This is a genomic window from Pyxidicoccus xibeiensis, from assembly GCF_024198175.1.
Taxonomy (GTDB): domain Bacteria; phylum Myxococcota; class Myxococcia; order Myxococcales; family Myxococcaceae; genus Myxococcus; species Myxococcus xibeiensis.
Window position 1 is genome coordinate 1,114,588 of record NZ_JAJVKV010000004.1, and the last position, 15,319, is coordinate 1,129,906.

Annotated in this window: 17 protein-coding genes; 4 read left to right on the top strand and 13 right to left on the bottom strand. The window is 71.2% G+C overall.

What is annotated here, in order from left to right:
* Window positions 1–2: 2 nt before the first annotated feature.
* The 5 genes from LXT23_RS22450 to nrfH all read right to left on the bottom strand — a co-directional run bounded on the left by LXT23_RS22450 (window position 3) and on the right by nrfH (window position 5,423).
* Window positions 3–1,679 carry a hypothetical protein gene (locus LXT23_RS22450; RefSeq protein WP_253982268.1) on the bottom strand — a complete coding sequence of 559 codons (1,677 nt, stop codon included), beginning with the start codon at window positions 1,677–1,679 and terminating at the stop codon, window positions 3–5.
* Between the two features lie 379 nt (window positions 1,680–2,058).
* Entirely contained in the window at window positions 2,059–2,337 is a 279-nt protein-coding gene (locus LXT23_RS22455; protein WP_253982269.1) for a TraR/DksA family transcriptional regulator, read from the bottom strand.
* A 273-nt stretch (window positions 2,338–2,610) separates the two neighbouring features.
* Window positions 2,611–3,258 carry an START domain-containing protein gene (locus tag LXT23_RS22460; RefSeq protein WP_253982270.1) on the bottom strand — a complete coding sequence of 216 codons (648 nt, stop codon included), beginning with the start codon at window positions 3,256–3,258 and terminating at the stop codon, window positions 2,611–2,613.
* 119 nt (window positions 3,259–3,377) lie between these two features.
* Window positions 3,378–4,874 carry an ammonia-forming cytochrome c nitrite reductase subunit c552 gene (locus tag LXT23_RS22465; RefSeq protein ID WP_253982271.1) on the bottom strand — a complete coding sequence of 499 codons (1,497 nt, stop codon included), beginning with the start codon at window positions 4,872–4,874 and terminating at the stop codon, window positions 3,378–3,380.
* 3 nt (window positions 4,875–4,877) lie between these two features.
* Complete coding sequence (gene nrfH, locus LXT23_RS22470) at window positions 4,878–5,423, bottom strand: cytochrome c nitrite reductase small subunit (protein ID WP_253982272.1); 546 nt, start codon at window positions 5,421–5,423, stop codon at window positions 4,878–4,880.
* Window positions 5,424–5,594: 171 nt separating this feature from the next.
* Here nrfH and LXT23_RS22475 point away from each other — a divergent pair, with 171 nt between their 5' ends.
* On the top strand, window positions 5,595–7,103 hold the full coding sequence (locus tag LXT23_RS22475; RefSeq protein WP_253982273.1) for an HAD-IG family 5'-nucleotidase: 1,509 nt from the start codon (window positions 5,595–5,597) through the stop codon (window positions 7,101–7,103).
* 12 nt (window positions 7,104–7,115) lie between these two features.
* Here LXT23_RS22475 and LXT23_RS22480 read toward each other — a convergent pair whose 3' ends face one another.
* On the bottom strand, window positions 7,116–7,571 hold the full coding sequence (locus tag LXT23_RS22480) for a DUF2267 domain-containing protein (protein WP_253982274.1): 456 nt from the start codon (window positions 7,569–7,571) through the stop codon (window positions 7,116–7,118).
* Window positions 7,572–7,762: 191 nt separating this feature from the next.
* Here LXT23_RS22480 and LXT23_RS22485 point away from each other — a divergent pair, with 191 nt between their 5' ends.
* Both LXT23_RS22485 and LXT23_RS22490 read left to right on the top strand, forming a co-directional pair.
* A complete protein-coding gene (locus LXT23_RS22485) occupies window positions 7,763–8,251 on the top strand; it encodes a hypothetical protein (RefSeq protein WP_253982275.1) in 489 nt (162 codons plus the stop codon).
* A 132-nt stretch (window positions 8,252–8,383) separates the two neighbouring features.
* Entirely contained in the window at window positions 8,384–8,683 is a 300-nt protein-coding gene (locus tag LXT23_RS22490; RefSeq protein WP_253982276.1) for a hypothetical protein, read from the top strand.
* 109 nt (window positions 8,684–8,792) lie between these two features.
* Here LXT23_RS22490 and LXT23_RS22495 read toward each other — a convergent pair whose 3' ends face one another.
* Window positions 8,793–9,494, bottom strand: coding sequence for a DUF1361 domain-containing protein (locus LXT23_RS22495; RefSeq protein WP_253982277.1), 702 nt, complete (start codon window positions 9,492–9,494; stop codon window positions 8,793–8,795).
* 150 nt (window positions 9,495–9,644) lie between these two features.
* On the bottom strand, window positions 9,645–10,295 hold the full coding sequence (locus tag LXT23_RS22500; RefSeq protein WP_253982278.1) for a hypothetical protein: 651 nt from the start codon (window positions 10,293–10,295) through the stop codon (window positions 9,645–9,647).
* Between the two features lie 239 nt (window positions 10,296–10,534).
* Between LXT23_RS22500 and LXT23_RS22505 the strand changes: the two genes are divergently transcribed.
* Window positions 10,535–10,933, top strand: a complete 399-nt coding sequence (locus LXT23_RS22505) for a hypothetical protein (RefSeq protein ID WP_253982279.1) — start codon at window positions 10,535–10,537, stop codon at window positions 10,931–10,933.
* Window positions 10,934–10,957: 24 nt separating this feature from the next.
* On the opposite strand, the gene LXT23_RS22510 is transcribed toward LXT23_RS22505, so the two are convergent.
* From LXT23_RS22510 to LXT23_RS22530, 5 genes are all read right to left on the bottom strand, one after another.
* Window positions 10,958–12,136, bottom strand: a complete 1,179-nt coding sequence (locus tag LXT23_RS22510; RefSeq protein ID WP_253982280.1) for a trypsin-like serine protease — start codon at window positions 12,134–12,136, stop codon at window positions 10,958–10,960.
* A gap of 280 nt (window positions 12,137–12,416) precedes the next feature.
* A complete protein-coding gene (locus LXT23_RS22515) occupies window positions 12,417–12,974 on the bottom strand; it encodes a hypothetical protein (protein WP_253982281.1) in 558 nt (185 codons plus the stop codon).
* Window positions 12,975–13,015: 41 nt separating this feature from the next.
* Window positions 13,016–13,405, bottom strand: a complete 390-nt coding sequence (locus LXT23_RS22520; RefSeq protein ID WP_253982282.1) for a hypothetical protein — start codon at window positions 13,403–13,405, stop codon at window positions 13,016–13,018.
* 3 nt (window positions 13,406–13,408) lie between these two features.
* Window positions 13,409–14,302, bottom strand: coding sequence for a hypothetical protein (locus LXT23_RS22525; RefSeq protein WP_253982283.1), 894 nt, complete (start codon window positions 14,300–14,302; stop codon window positions 13,409–13,411).
* A 142-nt stretch (window positions 14,303–14,444) separates the two neighbouring features.
* Window positions 14,445–15,260, bottom strand: a complete 816-nt coding sequence (locus LXT23_RS22530) for a CheR family methyltransferase (RefSeq protein WP_253982284.1) — start codon at window positions 15,258–15,260, stop codon at window positions 14,445–14,447.
* Between the last annotated feature and the right edge of the window lie 59 nt (window positions 15,261–15,319).

Consider the following 15,319-nt stretch of genomic DNA (forward strand, 5'->3'; position numbering starts at 1 on the left):
GCTCAGGGATACCACTGCACCTTCACTTGCGCCTGCAAGTTGAGTTCCCTGATGCGATCGCGCAAAGGTCCGGTCAGTCGTGTCTGCCCGTTAGGATGGCTCGCGGAGCGGAACCAGATTTCGATGTGGCCACCATGCTCTCGCACGTAGTCCAGCATGGCCTTGAGGTTGCCAGTGAGCGCCATCTCTCCCCGAGCCTTCACCTCGATGAAGCGGTAGGGCTTGCCCCACACCAACTCCTCCGGGTTGCCCACCACCGAGTCGGAGGCGAAGCCCTGTGCTCGGCTGCCCGGCGGCGGTAGCAGCAGGGCCGTGTTCTTCTCATAGCCCTTCGCCGTGAGCACCTGCTGCTCGAACTCGCCTCCCGCTCCCTTGTTCTCCAGCACCGTGCGGTACATCCGCTCCCACGCCGCGTCCGGTGCATAGCTGAAGCGGGGGTACTTGCCCGGGTGGCGGAACTGGTAGTCCACCCACGCCTGCGCCAGGTGCTCCGCGCTCCCCGGCACCAGCCTCATTCCTTCCGCCGTCGCGCGCGAGCCCACCAGCGGCACCCGCGCCCCCGCCTTCACCGCCTGGGCCACCTCCGCCAGCGGGCCGTGCAGCCGCTTCGCCAGCTCGCGCAACCACTTCAGCTCCTCCTCGGGCACCTTCTCGCCCCGCCCCGCCGCCTTCAGCAGTTGCTGCATCCGCGCTGTCTCTTCCGGCGCCAGGTGCTGCACCACCCGCTGCGCCACCTGCGCCTCCTGCAGGCCGCGTCCCGTCAGCAGCGCCGCACGCTCCACCTCCACCGCGTTGGCCAGCAGCGCGCCGCTCACCACCGGCAGCACCGCCCCCGCCACGCACAGCAGTCGCTCCTCCCCCGTCAGCTCCCGCCCCAAGAGGCTCAGCCCCACCACCGCCCCGGCGACGTCCACCCCCTCGCCCACTCCAGGCAGCAACCCCACCGCCAGCTCCAGCAGCACCTCGTCCGCGGGCACCTCCTCCACGTACTCCGGTACCCACTCCAGCTGCGGCGGCGAGGCGTTGCCCTGCGCCAGCGCCGTCGCCAGCGCGCTGCGCTTCACCAGCAGGTAGACGGCCACCTCCTGCGGACTCTTCTTCAGGAAGTCCGGGTCCTGCGTGTGCCCGTACGCCCAGGCCAGCACCGCCGAGGTGAGCGCGTCCTGCGCTCCCTCGAAGACGGCGCTCTCCGTCACCAGCCACTGGCGCCCGGCCTTCCGGAAGTGTCGCGCGGCCAGCCACTCGCTTCGGGCCCGCGCCCACCTCCAGTACTCCTCCAGCTTCTCCTCCACCGCCCCGTCCCGCGCCTCGGCCTCACGCTCCCGGTGCACCCGCTCCACCTTGAAGCGCAGGTACACCTCCTCCGGCTCCTCTCCCGACAGCTGCGCCTCCGTCTTCCCGTGCAGCCACCCCAGCACCTCCAGCAGCGCCCGCTCTCCTACGCGCCGCTCCGCCTCGGAGACCTTGGGCCGGCGCAGGGCCCCCTGCCGCTCGCGCACGAAGGCCATGAAGCGCCCCAACTGCGCGCCGCCCACCGTGCCTCCGCCTCCTTCGTCCTCCACCTCCTCGCGTGGGAAGGGCGGCGGCGAGGCGGAGTGGTAGCGCAGCGGCACACTGTCCAGCCACGGCCCCAGTCGCTCTCCTCCCCAGCCCTGGCAGCCCGGCAGCACCAGACCCACCGAAAGCGCCAGCGCTACCACCCGATCTCGTCCAGACGCTCGCCGGGCCCGACAGTCCACCATTCCGAACCTCCCGTGACTCCAGGAAGAACGTTAACAGCGGAAACTCAGGCTCTGACGTCAGGGAGCCAGCCCTTGATGGCCACGGGCTGCAATCAGGCCGGACGCCGGCACTGCGTGCCGCGACACACGTCAGGAGCAGTGAGCCCGTTCGTGAAGCCAGAGCGTGTACGTCCGCTTCACCTGCTCACCCGCGGGAAGGGAGCGCGGCGCTCCGAAGCGATTCCCTCGATAGCGCCCCTGCAGCAGGCGCGGGCTCCACCACCGTGGGCTGCTCGCGCTCAGCTCCGCACTGCACGCCGCAGCGGCAGACCACCGCTCACCGCGCCACCGCCGCGCACGTCAAACAGTGCCGTGCCTCCGGAATCGCGCGAAGCCAGTGCCGCCCAATCGCGCCACCGCACTGCATGCACCGGCCAAACGCGCCCTTGTCGATGCGCGCGAGCGCTTCCTCGATGTCCTTCAACTCCCGCCGCTCCGACTCGGTGAGCACCTCGGCCTCGACCTCCACCGCCTCCGCGGATGCTCCGGTACGAGCCCGCAGGCGGTGGCTACGCTGTTTCAGCGCCTCTTGTGCCTCACGCGCCAGCATGTCCATGTTCGCCTCCCACGGCTGCTCCGCGCCGCGGCCACTTCCGGAAACCCGAGCTCCGGTGCAAGAGGCCCTTTCAGGAAGCGTGCCCCGCCCCCACAGAGCGGATCAGCCCCCGGGCAGCGCAAGGCTTGCGCGCCGTCCGGAAGCCTTCCGCAGCCATTGCGGGTACGGCCCCCGGAGGCCTCACGGGCCCCCCGGAGGCCTCACGGGCCCCCCGGAGGCCTCACAGACGCCCGGAGGCCTCACGGACGCCCGGAGGCCCACCGGGCCGCCGTGTCACTTCGCCTTCCGGCGCCCCTCGCCATGCAGGCGGGCCCGCTTCTCCACCGCGCGGAAGGTGTCCACCACCCCGTCCTTCTGGCCCATGTTGGCCAGGAAGCCCGGAATCGAGCCCGCGGGGTCCACGGTGAACCGGTACACGGCGTAGGATTTCCCCTCGCCGCGAGGCTCCACGCGCCAGCTCCCCTCGTTGAGCCGCAGCCGCACCGTGTCCCGGCGCTGGGGGATGGCGTCCGGCTCCGCCGACCACCGCTGCGCGAAGACGCCCGAGCCGTCCTCCACCAGCTTCGACTCCTGCACCACCCGGCACACGTAGTCGCGCGAGGACACCACCGGCAGGTCCAGCTTCGTGTACGTCAGCCGCGCGCCGTCCGGCAGGTCCTTGATGACGCGCGACTCCTTCACGTACGGCATCCATTGCCGGTACGAGTCCACGTCCGTCAGCACCGCCTGCACGTCCACGGCGCTGGCGGCGAGCTCGCCTTCCGCCCACACGTCCTTCGCCTGGGTGCCCGGCCGGGGCCGGACCTTCACCATGTACGGCTTCTCCGCCACCGTCTCCCACGCCTCTTCCGCATGAGCCGTCCCGGCGGAGAGCAGCAGCGCGGCGGCCGCGAAGGCCCCCCGGTTCCCAAGCAGCTTCATGTGTCCTTCTTCCGTGGCGCTCCGGCCTGGGCGCGCGTGCTCCATCCCACCTGTCCGACCCCCGGGCGAGCCCGGGTATTCACGCACCAGGCCTCAGGCCCACCGTCCCGCCCCTGCCTTCAGTGGGCCGGGCTACCGCCGCCAGGGTTGCCCACCGTCTTGCCCGGGGTGCCGGGCCCGGCGTGCGCATCCCCCGCCCCGGGCGGTGGCATGTCGGGGACCTCCGGCTTGAAGGATGGGTCGCGCACCATGATCTGCGCCTGCCGGATGAGGTTGGTCGCCTGCCCGAGGATGCGGGCGGCCTCCTCCGGCGCGTGGAAGCCCATCGAGTTCTCCGCCTCGATGAAGTCCAGCATGAACTGGCCGCGCCGCTGCAGCGCGTACACGCCGGCCAGGTCCGCGTCCGTCTTCCCCGCCACCTTCGCCGCCTTCACGTCGGCGATGAGCCCCACCAGCGCGTCCAGCCCCTGGTTGCGCAGCTGGAAGGTGCGCGCCTGGAGCGCCTCGGCCCGGGACCGCAGCTCGTCCTCCGAGAAGTGGTGGCACGTCTGGCAGGCGCGGTTGATGTTGAGCAGCGGGCTGCGCACGTGGTGGTCGCTGACCTTCTGCGCCCCCACCCGCGTGTACGGCATGTGGCAGTCCGCGCAGGCCACGCCCGAGCGCGCGTGGATGCCCTGGTTCCACATCTCGAACTCGGGGTGCTGCGCCTTGAGCACCGGCGCGCCCGTGTCCGCGTGCGTCCAGTCCTTGTGCGGGTTCTCCTCGTAGTACGCGAGGATGTTCTCCACCTTCAGGCCCTTGTCCCACGGGTACGTGAGCGTCTTCTCCGGGCCCTTGAAGTAGTACTCCACGTGGCACTGGCCGCACACGTAGCTGCGCATCTCCTGGCGCGTGGCGTCGCGGTTGACGTCGAAGTCCTTCACGCCCTGCGCCGCCTTCATGCGCGCCATGCCCTGCATGAAGGCCGGCCGCGTCACCCGCAGCTGCATCGTCTGGCTGTCATGGCAGTCGATGCAGCTCACCGGGTGCTCCACCTGCTTGCGCGCCTCGAAGTACTTCATGTGGTTGAGCGCGTCGAAGCCCTTCATGATGTCGCCGTTGCCCAGCTTCTTGTACGCGGTGTACGTGCTGGCGTGGCAGTGGATGCAGGTGCCCGGCTGCTGCGTCACCTGCTGGCGCTCGGTGAAGGTCTGGTCGTCCAGCATGTACGCGTGGCCCCGCTCCTCGCGGAAGTCCTTGCTGAAGGCATAGCCGGCCCACATCGCCTTCAGGCGCGGGTCCTCCTCCAGCCGGCTCTGGGCCACCACGGAGCGCGGGTCCGCCTGGGTGGGCGCTCGCGGCACCGCCTCGCTGCCGCCGTACTGCGTGCGCACCTGGTCCACGGTGCGCAGGTAGCTGTCGTACTGGAGCGGGAAGTTCTTGCCCCAGATGGCGGGGTCCACCGTGTCATCGGTGAGCTCCACCACGCGGACGAAGGTGTTCTTCGCCTCCTGCTTGCGCTCGAAGATGTTGGTGGCAAGGGCGACGGCGGCCGCGGCGGCCAGGGCCGACACGAGGCCCACGCCCACCAGCAGTAGCAGTCCCCTGCGCTTCACGGGGGCATTCGGGTTCGCCATAGGTCAGTCCAGTTCCAGGTGTCCCACCGAGCGGTGGCAGCGCAGACAGCTCATTGTCCCGTCCCGGGGCACGGGATGCTGGCTGCCATGCCGGTCGGCTTCCTTCCGGGGCTCTTTCGTGGCCTGCGCGGAGACGCGCACCAGCAGCTCCGGCTCAATCGCATGGGTGATGTCCTGGTGACAGGAGCGGCACGCCGCCTCCGTCACCTGCAGGTTGCGCTCACCGATGTGGATGGGCTCGTGGAAGTCCCCGGAAGTGAAGGCCACCGAATGGTGCCAGCCGTTGAGCGCCTTGGTGTAGTACTTCCCGAAGAAGCTGTGTGGGGTGTGACAGTCATTGCACACCGCCACGTTGTGGTGGCTGCTCTTCACCCAGCCCGCGTACTGCTCGTTCATCACGTGGCAGTTGGCACATGCGGCCGGGTCGTCCGTGAGGTACGAGGCGCCCTTCGCGTAGATGAAGGTGAAGCCGGCCGCACCGACGGCCGTACCGACCAGGACGGCGAGCACGACTGCGCTGACGGCGACACGGCGGGACACGCCAAGCATGGGGCTCCCAAAAGTGCGCGGACGGTAGGGCCGACCCTACCCTTCTGCAACCTCCTCGTGTCGTTTTCCTGCGTCCCGCCCCGCCGGAGCCCGGCGCATGTGCCGTCCAACAAACGCGGGGCCACGCGGGCATCGACTTTTGCTTCGGGCCGGGGCAAAGCCAGGGTGTCTATGCGCTCGCACCCTTCCGGTCCCCCGCCCGAGCGGGGCCTCTTCTGCAACCGCACCCTCAACCTGCGCGCCATCAAGGCCGTGGGCTACGACATGGACTACACGCTCATCCACTACCGCGTGGAAGCGTGGGAGCGCCGTGCGTACGAATACATCCGCGACCGGCTGGAGGCCCAGGGCTGGCCCGTGGGGCACCTCACGTTCGACCCCGCGCTCGCCATCCGCGGCCTCATCATCGACACGGAGAAGGGCAACCTCCTCAAGGCCAACCGCTTCGGCATCATCAAGAAGGCCCTCCACGGCACCCGGGCCATGGAGTTCGACGCCCAGCGCGACGAGTACTCCAGCACGCTCATCGACCTGCACGAGCGCCGCTGGGTGTTCCTCAACACGCTCTTCTCCCTGTCCGAGGCGTGCATCTACGCGCAGCTGGTGGACCTGCTGGACGCCGGCCAGCTCCCCGGGCCCATGGGCTACGGGGACCTCTACGAGCACGTGCGCAAGAGCCTGGACGCCACGCACATGCAGGGGCGGCTGAAGGCGGAAATCATCGCCGACCCGGAGCGCTACGTCATCGACGACCCGGAGACGCCGCTGGCGCTGCTGGACCAGCGGTACGCGGGCAAGAAGCTCCTGCTCATCACCAACAGCGAGTGGGCCTACACCGAGCCCATGATGCACTTCGCCTTCGACAAGCACCTGCCGCAGGGCATGACGTGGCGGCAGCTGTTCGACGTGGTGATTGTCTCCGCGCGCAAGCCGGAGTTCTTCACCACGCGCTCGGCCCTCTTCGAGGTGGTGGAGTCCGGCGGCGAGGCGCTCTTGCGGCCGCACTCCGGGCCGCTGAAGGCCGGCACGCCGTACTTCGCCGGCAGCGCGCTGGAGCTGGAGCGGCACCTGGGGCTGTCCGGGGACCAGATTCTCTACGTGGGCGACCACATGTTCGGCGACGTGCACGTGACGAAGGACGTGCTGCGCTGGCGCACCGCGCTCATCCTCCGCGAGCTGGAGGACGAGGTGCGCGCCATCGCCGCCTTCCGCACCACGGAGGCGAAGCTGGCCGAGCGCATGGTGCACAAGGAGCGGATGGAGGCGGAGAGCTGCCAGCTGCGGCTGGAGCTGCAGCGGCGCCGAGCGCAGTACGGCCCCCGCGAGGAGACGCCCCCGGAGGCGGAGCTGGTGGCGCGCCAGGTGGAGTTGCGCACGGAGCTGGAGGCGCTGGACGCGGAGCTGGGCCCCATGGCGCGCGCGGCCAACGAGCTGTCCAACCCCCTCTGGGGCCTGCTCACCCGCGCGGGCAATGACAAGAGCCACCTGGCCAGGCAGGTGGAGCGGTACGCGGACATCTACACGTCACGCGTGTCCAACTTCCTGTTCGCCACGCCCTTCGTGTACCTGCGCAGCCCGCGCGGCAGCCTGCCGCACGACCCCAGCCTGCCCGGGGGCACGCCCGTGTTCCCGTCCTCGGACTCGGGCGGCGGCGCGCAGGGCGGGGACGGCGGGGAGTAGCCCCTCCGCACCCTACTGGGTGAAGCCCCACAGCGCCTGCAGGTCCGGCGGCAGGTTGCTGGCGACATCCGCCGCCTCGCCCTCGGAGATGAGGTCCCGCATCGACCGGAACACGGCGCGCACCAGGGGCTCCACGTCTCCGACGGGCAGCTCCAGGTCGTCCGCCACCGTCTGGAGGAAGGCCTCCCGGCCGAAGCGCCTCGCCCGCTGGGGGCGCTGCTCCAGCGGCGGCAGGAACTCCACCAGGCGCCGGGGCAGCTGGGCCTCCAGGTCCTTCGCCTCCGACGGCAGGATGCGCCGCTCCAGGGCGCTCAGCACCGCCACCGCCGCGCACTCGGCCACCGACGGCTCCAGCTTCCCCACCTCGCACAGGTGGCGGATGAAGGCCGCGTAGGTGGAGCGCAGGTGGGACTCGTGCCGCTGGGCGCGGCGCTGCATCAGCTCGGTGTCGTTGCTGGGGCGGGTCATGGCGGGGGCCTCCGGGTTTGCCCCGACAACCTGCTCACCCCCCACCCCACCGCCGCCAGCCGGCCGGCCATGGGGCCCCTCGCGCCACCCCACTTCCAGGGTGGGAAAGCGTGTAGATCCGCGAAACTACTGAACTTTCATTCAGTCCAGGCCCGGAGAGGGGGCAGGGGGTCCGGCCCCTCGGGCAGGGCATGTCAGACCGCCCCAGTATTACTTGTCCCGTGAGCCACTCGACCCCGGACAGTTCGCCGTCGCGTGTCCTCGAGCAGCGCAACCTGCTCGGGGGGATGGACCTTCAGCCCGTGCTGGGCCGCGGCAATCGCAAGCGCGGCCGCAGCTTCCACGTGGCCTCCGCCGGGCGCATCGGCTTCGCCGCGGCGCTGGCGCTGGTGGTGGAGCACGGACGCCAGAAGGCCAAGGAGATTGGCGTCACCTCCCTGAGCCGCTGCCCGCGCTGCGGCCACACGGGCCCCACGGAGCAGGACTTCGGCTACCGCATCATGAAGCGCGGCGAGCGCCGGCCCCAGTCCTGGTGCCGGGGCTGCCGGGGGCTGCACCTGGAGCCCTCCGAGGCCACCCAGAACACCACCTCCTCGCGCGCCTCCGAGGGCTGGCTCTTCCCACCGGAGAGCACCACCAGCACCCGCCCGCCCAAGAAGGGCAAGCGCTCCTCGACGTAGCCACTGCCCTCTCGGAGGAGGACGGAGCGGCCGCCGAGCACCCAGGCACGCGGCGTGGCCCCCGTTGCTTCCCCCGGAGGGGGATGGAAAAGCCGGGGCGCCGTCCTTACCTCTCCACGGTAGGAGGGCATCATGGCCGTGCGGACCAAAGTGGCAGGTATCAAGAACAAGCGGCGGGTGGATGCGCACGCGGCCCAGCCCAGCGTGCAGGCCAGCAAGGGGCGCAAGACGCTGCCCCGGGACGACGCCGCGGCACTGCGCCGTCAGAAGACCCTGGAGCGGGTGACCCTGGGCCCCGCCGCGGAGCTGCACGAGCCCAAGAGCAACCGTCGCCGTGCAACGACGCTCAAGGGCCGGAAGAAGGCGCCCAGTGAGATGAACGTGAAGCACCGGGGTGGGCCCAAGAAGCGCCTGCCCCTCCACGGCGGCTGACGACTCCGGGCCCTGGCCCGAAAGAGGACACCGCCCCTGTCCGGGCGTACCGGGCGCAAGGCGGTGTCTTCGTTCTGCCCGGGCTTCCCCTTGGGGAGGCCCGGGCGTGTCACGCGCGCTTCAGCGCGACGCGGCGGCAGCGCGTGACGAGCGTCTCGAAGACGGCATAGGAGACGAGCACCAGCGCGGCGAAGCCGGCGGTCAGGTGCACGAGGTACGGGAAGGCCGTGGGCTCCGTCAGGTGCGCGCCGATGCTTGCGAGCAGGCGGCCGGGCTCCGCGAGCACGTCCCAGCTGTTCCAACGCTCCACGCGGCCCAGGTAGATGCCGTAGCCGCACAGCACGGACGTGGCGGCCACGAAGCCCCAGGCCCGCGCCCGGCCCCAGCGCTCCTCCAGCCACTGCTTCCACACCTCCAGGGACAACAGCCCCATCAGCCAGCCGGTGGCGGCGAACAGCGCGAGCAGCGCCGCGTCGAACCAGAGCGGCACGACGGGCCGCTGGCGCAGGTGGATGAAGTCCGTGAGCAGGTAGGGCGCGTTGGGGAACAGCGCGAGCCACCCGAGCGCCAGCGGCGTGAGCAGCCACCCCTGGCCCAGGCCCCGGGCCATCAGCAGCCGCGCCACCAGCGACAGCGCGTAGGGCACCCAGGCCAGGAACAGGTTCCACGTGAGGAAGGCGTAGCTGGCGCGCTCGCTCCAGTCGAGCCGGAGGGCCAGCATCCCCACCGCGACGCCGCTGCACGACAGCACGGGAAGGACGCCATGGCGGCGCAGGACGGACAGGATGGCAGGGGTGGCGGAAGGGGTCATGGACAGGGTGGCGCTGCGGTAGCCGGGCCGCGCACCGTGGTCGTCTGACCGCGGCTGGGGCTCGGGAAGGAAGGTGCTCCCACGGACCTCCCACCTGGAGGCCGTCACGCACGGACGTAGAGCAACGTCCGGGCCAGCGCCTCGGGGCCCTCAGGGCTCCGGCGGCCAGAGGGCGCTGATGTCGGGGGCTTCCGCCAGGTAGACGACCCACACCGGCGCCCCCGGACGGCGCTGCAGGTCCGAGAGGTGGGGGGATGGCATGCTTCCGTGGACGCGCTGGCCGTGGACGGTAAAGACGTAGTCGAGCCTCGCGACACGCCCGGCCTCCAGCGAGGGGAGGAAGTGACGCTCCACGCCGGTGAGCTCCCCGGCGGCGGGAAGGCCCCAGCGAAGCGCCTGGAGCCGGCGGCGCTGCTCGCGGCGGAGCGCGGCGGGCCAGCCGGAGCGCCGGAACAGGAAGCCCACGAAGAGGAAGATGGCGGCCATCAACAACAGGGGCCGCACGAAGACGAACGCCACCGGCAGCAGCAGCGCGCCGAGCGCGAAGAAGAGCGTGCCCAGGATGTGATGGGTGGCGAGCTTCGGACGGAGCACGGCCCGGCGCTGGGCCCGGGTGAGCCGGCGTGGAGGCAGCGGCGGTGGCGGGCCCCGGGCGGCGCTCAGCGTCTCCGCCAGGGAGCCGCCGCACACCTGGCAACGCGCGTCCGGGCCAACGGGGACGGCCTGCGCGCAGGCGGGGCAGACGAGGCGTGGCTCGCGCGGCTCCGGCAGGTCCATCGTCAGCGGTGGGCGGCGAGACACGGTGCCATCATCGGAGCACCGCGACGTGCACGTGCGCAACCCGGCCCCCAGGTACGACGTGGAGGAAGGGACACGGTGCTGACAGCGGGGCACGCATGCGACCTCGTACCCAGGTACGACGTGGGTGTGGAGCGCTGGGGGGAATGGGCCGAAGCGGACATGAGCGCCTGGGCCCGCCCGCCTCGCTGCTCCCTGGCATCCAGGGAGATTCATTCCTACCTGATTGCCTGGGAGGTCGCATGCCAGAGAAGACTCGAGCGGTGCGGGCGAAGGCCGCGAAGAAGAAGGGCACGACGATGGAGCTCAAGGCCACGGACGTCCGCCGGGCCGGAGCGGAGAGCCCTCACAAGGCAAAGAAGAGCGGACGGCGCGCGCTGGGAAACGTGGGCTTCGAGGACCGCAGCGTCAGCCCGCGCAAGGCACCAGGGACGGGGCTGACGGCGAAGAGCCGCAAGCTGCCCGTGCCGGAGCTGGGCAGCAGCACGTCCCGGCGCAAGACGCTGCCGGCCGAGGCCGCCGTGGCCTATCGCAAGGAGGGCACGCCCAAGCGCACCACCGGCCGCGGTGACGCGACGCCGCTGAAGGCGGGCAAGGCGTACAAGAGCAAGGGCGCGCGCAAGACGAGCGTCCGCACCTGACCCCTCCCCGCCCGCGTTCGAGCCTCAGAGGCCGACGTGGGCGGGAGGCGGCGCACGTCCTGACGGGTCGCGGCGTTGGCGCCGGGACGTCAGCACGCCTGCCCACGCGAAGAGCAGCACGAGGAGCGCCGAGCTCGGAACGCTCGTGCAGCCGCCCGAGCCGGCATCCGCCCCGGAAGGCGCCTGCGGCTCCGGCGGAGGCGGCGCGCAGGGGGTGAAGCAGCGGCACGCGCCCGCTCCTTCCGGCTCCAGCCGCGCGCACACTCCGCCCGTGCCACACGCGGCATCCTCCGTACACGTCGTGCCGTAGTCGCCCTCCTGGAGCGCGGGCAGCAGGCACCGGCCCGGGCCTTCGCCCCGGGCAACACAGGTGAGCCCCGAAGGGCACTCGGCGTCCCGCGTGCAACTGGCACTGCAGAGGCCTTCCAGCGGCAGCGTGGGTACGACGGGAGCTGGCGCCTCCTCGAGGAAGGGGCGGATGAAGCCGTCGAGCAGCGCGTCGACGCGCACGTTGAAGGCCTCGTCCCTGCACGCGACGTCTCCGCTCGCCGTGATTCCCACCAGCACCTCGCGCTCGCCGTCACGCATGAGCACGGGGCCACCGCTGTCCCCGACGCAGCTCATCGAGGGTGACGGCCCGGCGCGGAAGGCGGAGCCCTCCACCTGCGTCACCGTGAGCGTTCCCTGCCGACGGCGACCGGATGGAGCCTGAGCGTCTTTCGTGTCCCCGTAGCCCACCACGCGCACGGAGACCCCTGTCGCGAGTGCGCCACCCGTGGACTCCGGCAGGGCGAACGGCGCCGCGGCCACCGGAGCCGCGAGCCGGAGCAGCGCCGCGTCGTACGCATGTGTCCCCGGCACATAAGCGGGATGGATGACCGCGCGGGACACGCGGGCGAAGCGGCCTTGGGGCTCCGGCTCGGGCAGCAGCACCTGTCCGAGGTAGACCTCGTGCGGGCCCTCCGGCCCGAAGATGGCCAGGCAGTGCGCCGCCGTCAGCACCACATCTGGCGCGATGAGCGCTCCGGAGCACAGCAGCATGGGCGACTCTCCGCCACACCGGGCGCGTCGGGCGATGAGCGCCACCGCGGCGATGGCCTCCGGTGCTTCCGTGCCCTGGACGACGGGGCTTCGGGCCGTGCGCTGCCGGGACTCCTCCTCCACGGGCTGGCAGCCGAGCAACGACGCCAGTGCCACGGCCACGAGAAGCGCCCAGGCAACGCGCCCGCCGTGCCGCGCGTTGCCGCCAGGAGACGCCAGGGTCCTGAGTCGGTAGCCAGGGATTGGGAGACGCCCCCTGCGACAGGCCGCTCTTCTCGTCGGCTCCGCTTCCTCTGCCCTGCGGGTCCTGACGGCTCCACCGGCACACTGTTCGAAAATGTCGGGACATTTCACGCCGCAAAACCCCCGACATATTCGAACAGTGAGTGGCGGCAGGCCGCCCGGGGCGGTGCGCAGGCTCTGCGAGACGTCTGTCCGGACCTCATTCCGGAGAGGATGATTCCTTCACCACCTCGTCCAGCTCGCGCAGCTCCTCCCGCAGCTCGTGCAGCCGCGCCCGGTGCCGCTTGAGGAGCGTCTGCAGCTGCGCGCTCCGCGTCTCGTCACCGCGCGCCTCGGCGGCCTCGTGCTCGCGCTCCAGGCGCTCCACGTCCCGGCCCAGCAGCGTGGTGATGTGCGTCGTCTTCTCCAGCCGCCACTGCGGCGTCTGGGGCAGCTCGGGGGGGATGGGGTCGTTCTCCTGCGGAGGCGGGTTCTCCACCTCGGGCTCCGGCGCCACGTCCCCGGGCCCCAGGGCCACCACCGTGGCCGCGGGCGGTGCCAGCTCCGGGCTCGCGAGCAGGGACTCTGCCTTCACCGGCGCGGCGGCCCGCTCCGGTACCGGCTCGGACGGAGGTGCTCGTGGCTCGGGCTCCACCTTCGCGGCGGCCAGCAACTGGGCCTCCGGCGCGGGCGAAGGAGCCGGCCAGAACACCACCGCCAGCAGGGACGCGGTGAGCGCCACCGCGGCGGCCAGCATCAATCGGTAACGCATCCTCATGGCTCGCTTGCCCTCCTCGCGCCTGCTGTCGTGTCCAGTTCTCAGAACCGCACGCGCCAGGCGCCTGCCTGCCGCTCCACTCTCAGCAACCACGGCTCCTGGCGCTCCACACCGTCGCGCGCCACGCGGGCGCGGACGATGACCGCCTCCGAGTCCCGTCCATCCACCCGGGACTCGACGATGCCCACCAGGGAGAAGCCGTGCTCCCGCAGCTCCTGCACGGTCTGCTCACAAGGCCGAGCACCGCCTCCGGTGGCCAGCAGCGGCTCCAGCACCGCGCAGTCCCCCGAGGGCAGCGCCGCGAAGAAGCGCTGGACCGACTCCTCCGCGGCGCGCGTCTTCGAACCCGCGGACGTACACGCGAGGGCGGCCAGCAACAGCCAGCCCACCCTCATGCCCACCTGCCTGCCCGTCACGCGGCTCGACGCCATGGCTCAGTAGCAGTTGGGCGCCATCAGCTCGTCGTCGCTGGCGGACACGAACTGGTCATCGCAGTAGCCGCTCGCCAGCATGTGGCCGTTGCGCACGCAGCCGTCGTGGTTGGTGGCGTCCAGCGTGTACTGGGTGTCCCCACCGCAGCCGCCACCGCAGCGGCCGAAGCAGTTGCCCATCACCTTCGGACGGGACCAGTGGTCCGGCTCACCACACACCCAACTGCCGCCGCTCAGGTAGAACTCGTCACCGCCGCACGTGGTGTGGTCGCCGAGCTGGGCAATCTGCTGGTTGCGGTCGTAGCTGAAGCCGCCCTTGTTGCAGTCGTGCTTCGCATACGAGTACCAGTTGTACACACCGCCGCAGCTTCCCGTGTAGCTGCCGTTGCAGCGCGCGTAGCTGCACAGCATGGTGTAGCCGCGGCCCTGCTCGCCCATCACCGTGCGCTGCAGGTCCACGCTGCCCGGGTGTTGCGCCCACAGGCCCACCGCGCGCCGCAGGTACATGGCCTCGGGGGCCACCGCGTCACCGGAGGGCAGCTCCGCGTTCAGCGCGCCGTAGAAGGCGGCGAGCAGGTCGCGGTCCGCGTCGCCCAGCTGCGTGTCCGTCGCATCCTCTTCCGCGAAGCCGTCCAGCGTGGACACACCGCTGGCCGGGTCCATCAACCCCGTGAGCGTCAGCCCGCGCAGCCGCACCTCCAGCCGGTACACGCCGGGCTCCACCTCGCGCGAGGAGAAGGCCACTTCGCCTGTCTCCTGGATGAAGGAGCCGCTCGTGCTTCCCGCCTCGGCGGACAGCGTCAGCCCTTCCTGCTTCGCCTGCGCGGCGTCTCCACCGCCCGCGCCGCCACACGCCGACAGCATCAATGCCGCGACCGCACACAACACCTTGCGCATATCGTTGCCTTCCCTCCGGCCAGGGGATTGGCCCCAGAGGACACGGTGGTACCGGGCACCCGAGACACGCTCAAGGCGGGGCGCGTCACCGACACCTGATACATGATTCATGTCTCAGGGTGCATCGAGACCCGCCCCCGCGTCAGGGCCGGCGAAACACGGGCAGTGCACCCGCCGCGCGCTCCAGGTCGGTGGAATCCTCGGGAAGTGACTCGTGGCCGCCAATGACGAGCAGCCCGCCCGGCACCAGCCGCTCCACCAGGCGCGCGAGCACCTCGCGCTGAAGCGGTGGAGCGAAGTACGTGAAGGCCACGTTGCGGCACAGCACGAGGTGGAATGGCCCCTCCGGCCACTCCGTGCGCAGGTCCTGACACGCGAAGCGGAGGCCCTCCCTGTACTCCGGGGCAATGCAGGGTTCGGCGCCGGACTCGGGGAAGGCGGTACGGCTCCACTCCGCTGGCAGCTCGCGCAGGGAGCCTCGCGGATAGCAGCCCCGGCGCGCCCGCTCCAGGAGGGCCGCGTCGGCGTCGGTGGCGAGCAGCTCCAGCCGGGTCTCCGGGGACCGGGGCTGCAGGCCGTGCCGGAAGAGCACGCTCACGGTGTAGGGCTCCTCGCCCGAGGCACAGCCGGCGCTCCACACACGGAAGGGGGACTCGCCCCTGTCGCGCAGCGCCGCCAGCAGCGGTGGGAGGAGGTCGTCTCGCAGCACGTCGAAGACATGCCGGTCCCGGTAGAAGCGGGAGATGGTGACGCGACAGAGGGAGTCGAGCACGTCCCACTCGGTGGCGTCCGCCTCCAGCCGCGCGCGGTACGCGGCCGCATCCGCCAGCCCCAGCGTCTTGAGCCTCCGGCCGAGGCGCTTGCACACCTGCCCCCGCACCCGACGGAAGCCGTCCCAGCGCAGGCGCAGCCGGGGCGCGGCCCACTGCAGCAGCTCCACGCATTCACGGTCCGTCATGGCACCTGCCTCCCCGGAGTCATGGCAACCGAGGCTCGAGTGATGCCCCGCCTGCCGGC

Excerpts from the sequence above, each read along its gene's own strand:
- LXT23_RS22455 (WP_253982269.1), bottom strand. The coding sequence starts at position 2,337 with ATGGACATGCTGGCGCGTGAGGCACAAGAGGCGCTGAAACAGCGTAGC.
- LXT23_RS22460 (WP_253982270.1), bottom strand. The coding sequence starts at position 3,258 with ATGAAGCTGCTTGGGAACCGGGGGGCCTTCGCGGCCGCCGCGCTGCTG.
- LXT23_RS22465 (WP_253982271.1), bottom strand. The coding sequence starts at position 4,874 with ATGGCGAACCCGAATGCCCCCGTGAAGCGCAGGGGACTGCTACTGCTG.
- nrfH (WP_253982272.1), bottom strand. The coding sequence starts at position 5,423 with ATGCTTGGCGTGTCCCGCCGTGTCGCCGTCAGCGCAGTCGTGCTCGCC.
- LXT23_RS22475 (WP_253982273.1), top strand. The coding sequence starts at position 5,595 with ATGCGCTCGCACCCTTCCGGTCCCCCGCCCGAGCGGGGCCTCTTCTGC.
- LXT23_RS22480 (WP_253982274.1), bottom strand. The coding sequence starts at position 7,571 with ATGACCCGCCCCAGCAACGACACCGAGCTGATGCAGCGCCGCGCCCAG.
- LXT23_RS22485 (WP_253982275.1), top strand. The coding sequence starts at position 7,763 with ATGTCAGACCGCCCCAGTATTACTTGTCCCGTGAGCCACTCGACCCCG.
- LXT23_RS22490 (WP_253982276.1), top strand. The coding sequence starts at position 8,384 with ATGGCCGTGCGGACCAAAGTGGCAGGTATCAAGAACAAGCGGCGGGTG.
- LXT23_RS22495 (WP_253982277.1), bottom strand. The coding sequence starts at position 9,494 with ATGACCCCTTCCGCCACCCCTGCCATCCTGTCCGTCCTGCGCCGCCAT.
- LXT23_RS22505 (WP_253982279.1), top strand. The coding sequence starts at position 10,535 with ATGCCAGAGAAGACTCGAGCGGTGCGGGCGAAGGCCGCGAAGAAGAAG.
- LXT23_RS22515 (WP_253982281.1), bottom strand. The coding sequence starts at position 12,974 with ATGAGGATGCGTTACCGATTGATGCTGGCCGCCGCGGTGGCGCTCACC.
- LXT23_RS22520 (WP_253982282.1), bottom strand. The coding sequence starts at position 13,405 with ATGGCGTCGAGCCGCGTGACGGGCAGGCAGGTGGGCATGAGGGTGGGC.
- LXT23_RS22525 (WP_253982283.1), bottom strand. The coding sequence starts at position 14,302 with ATGCGCAAGGTGTTGTGTGCGGTCGCGGCATTGATGCTGTCGGCGTGT.
- LXT23_RS22530 (WP_253982284.1), bottom strand. The coding sequence starts at position 15,260 with ATGACGGACCGTGAATGCGTGGAGCTGCTGCAGTGGGCCGCGCCCCGG.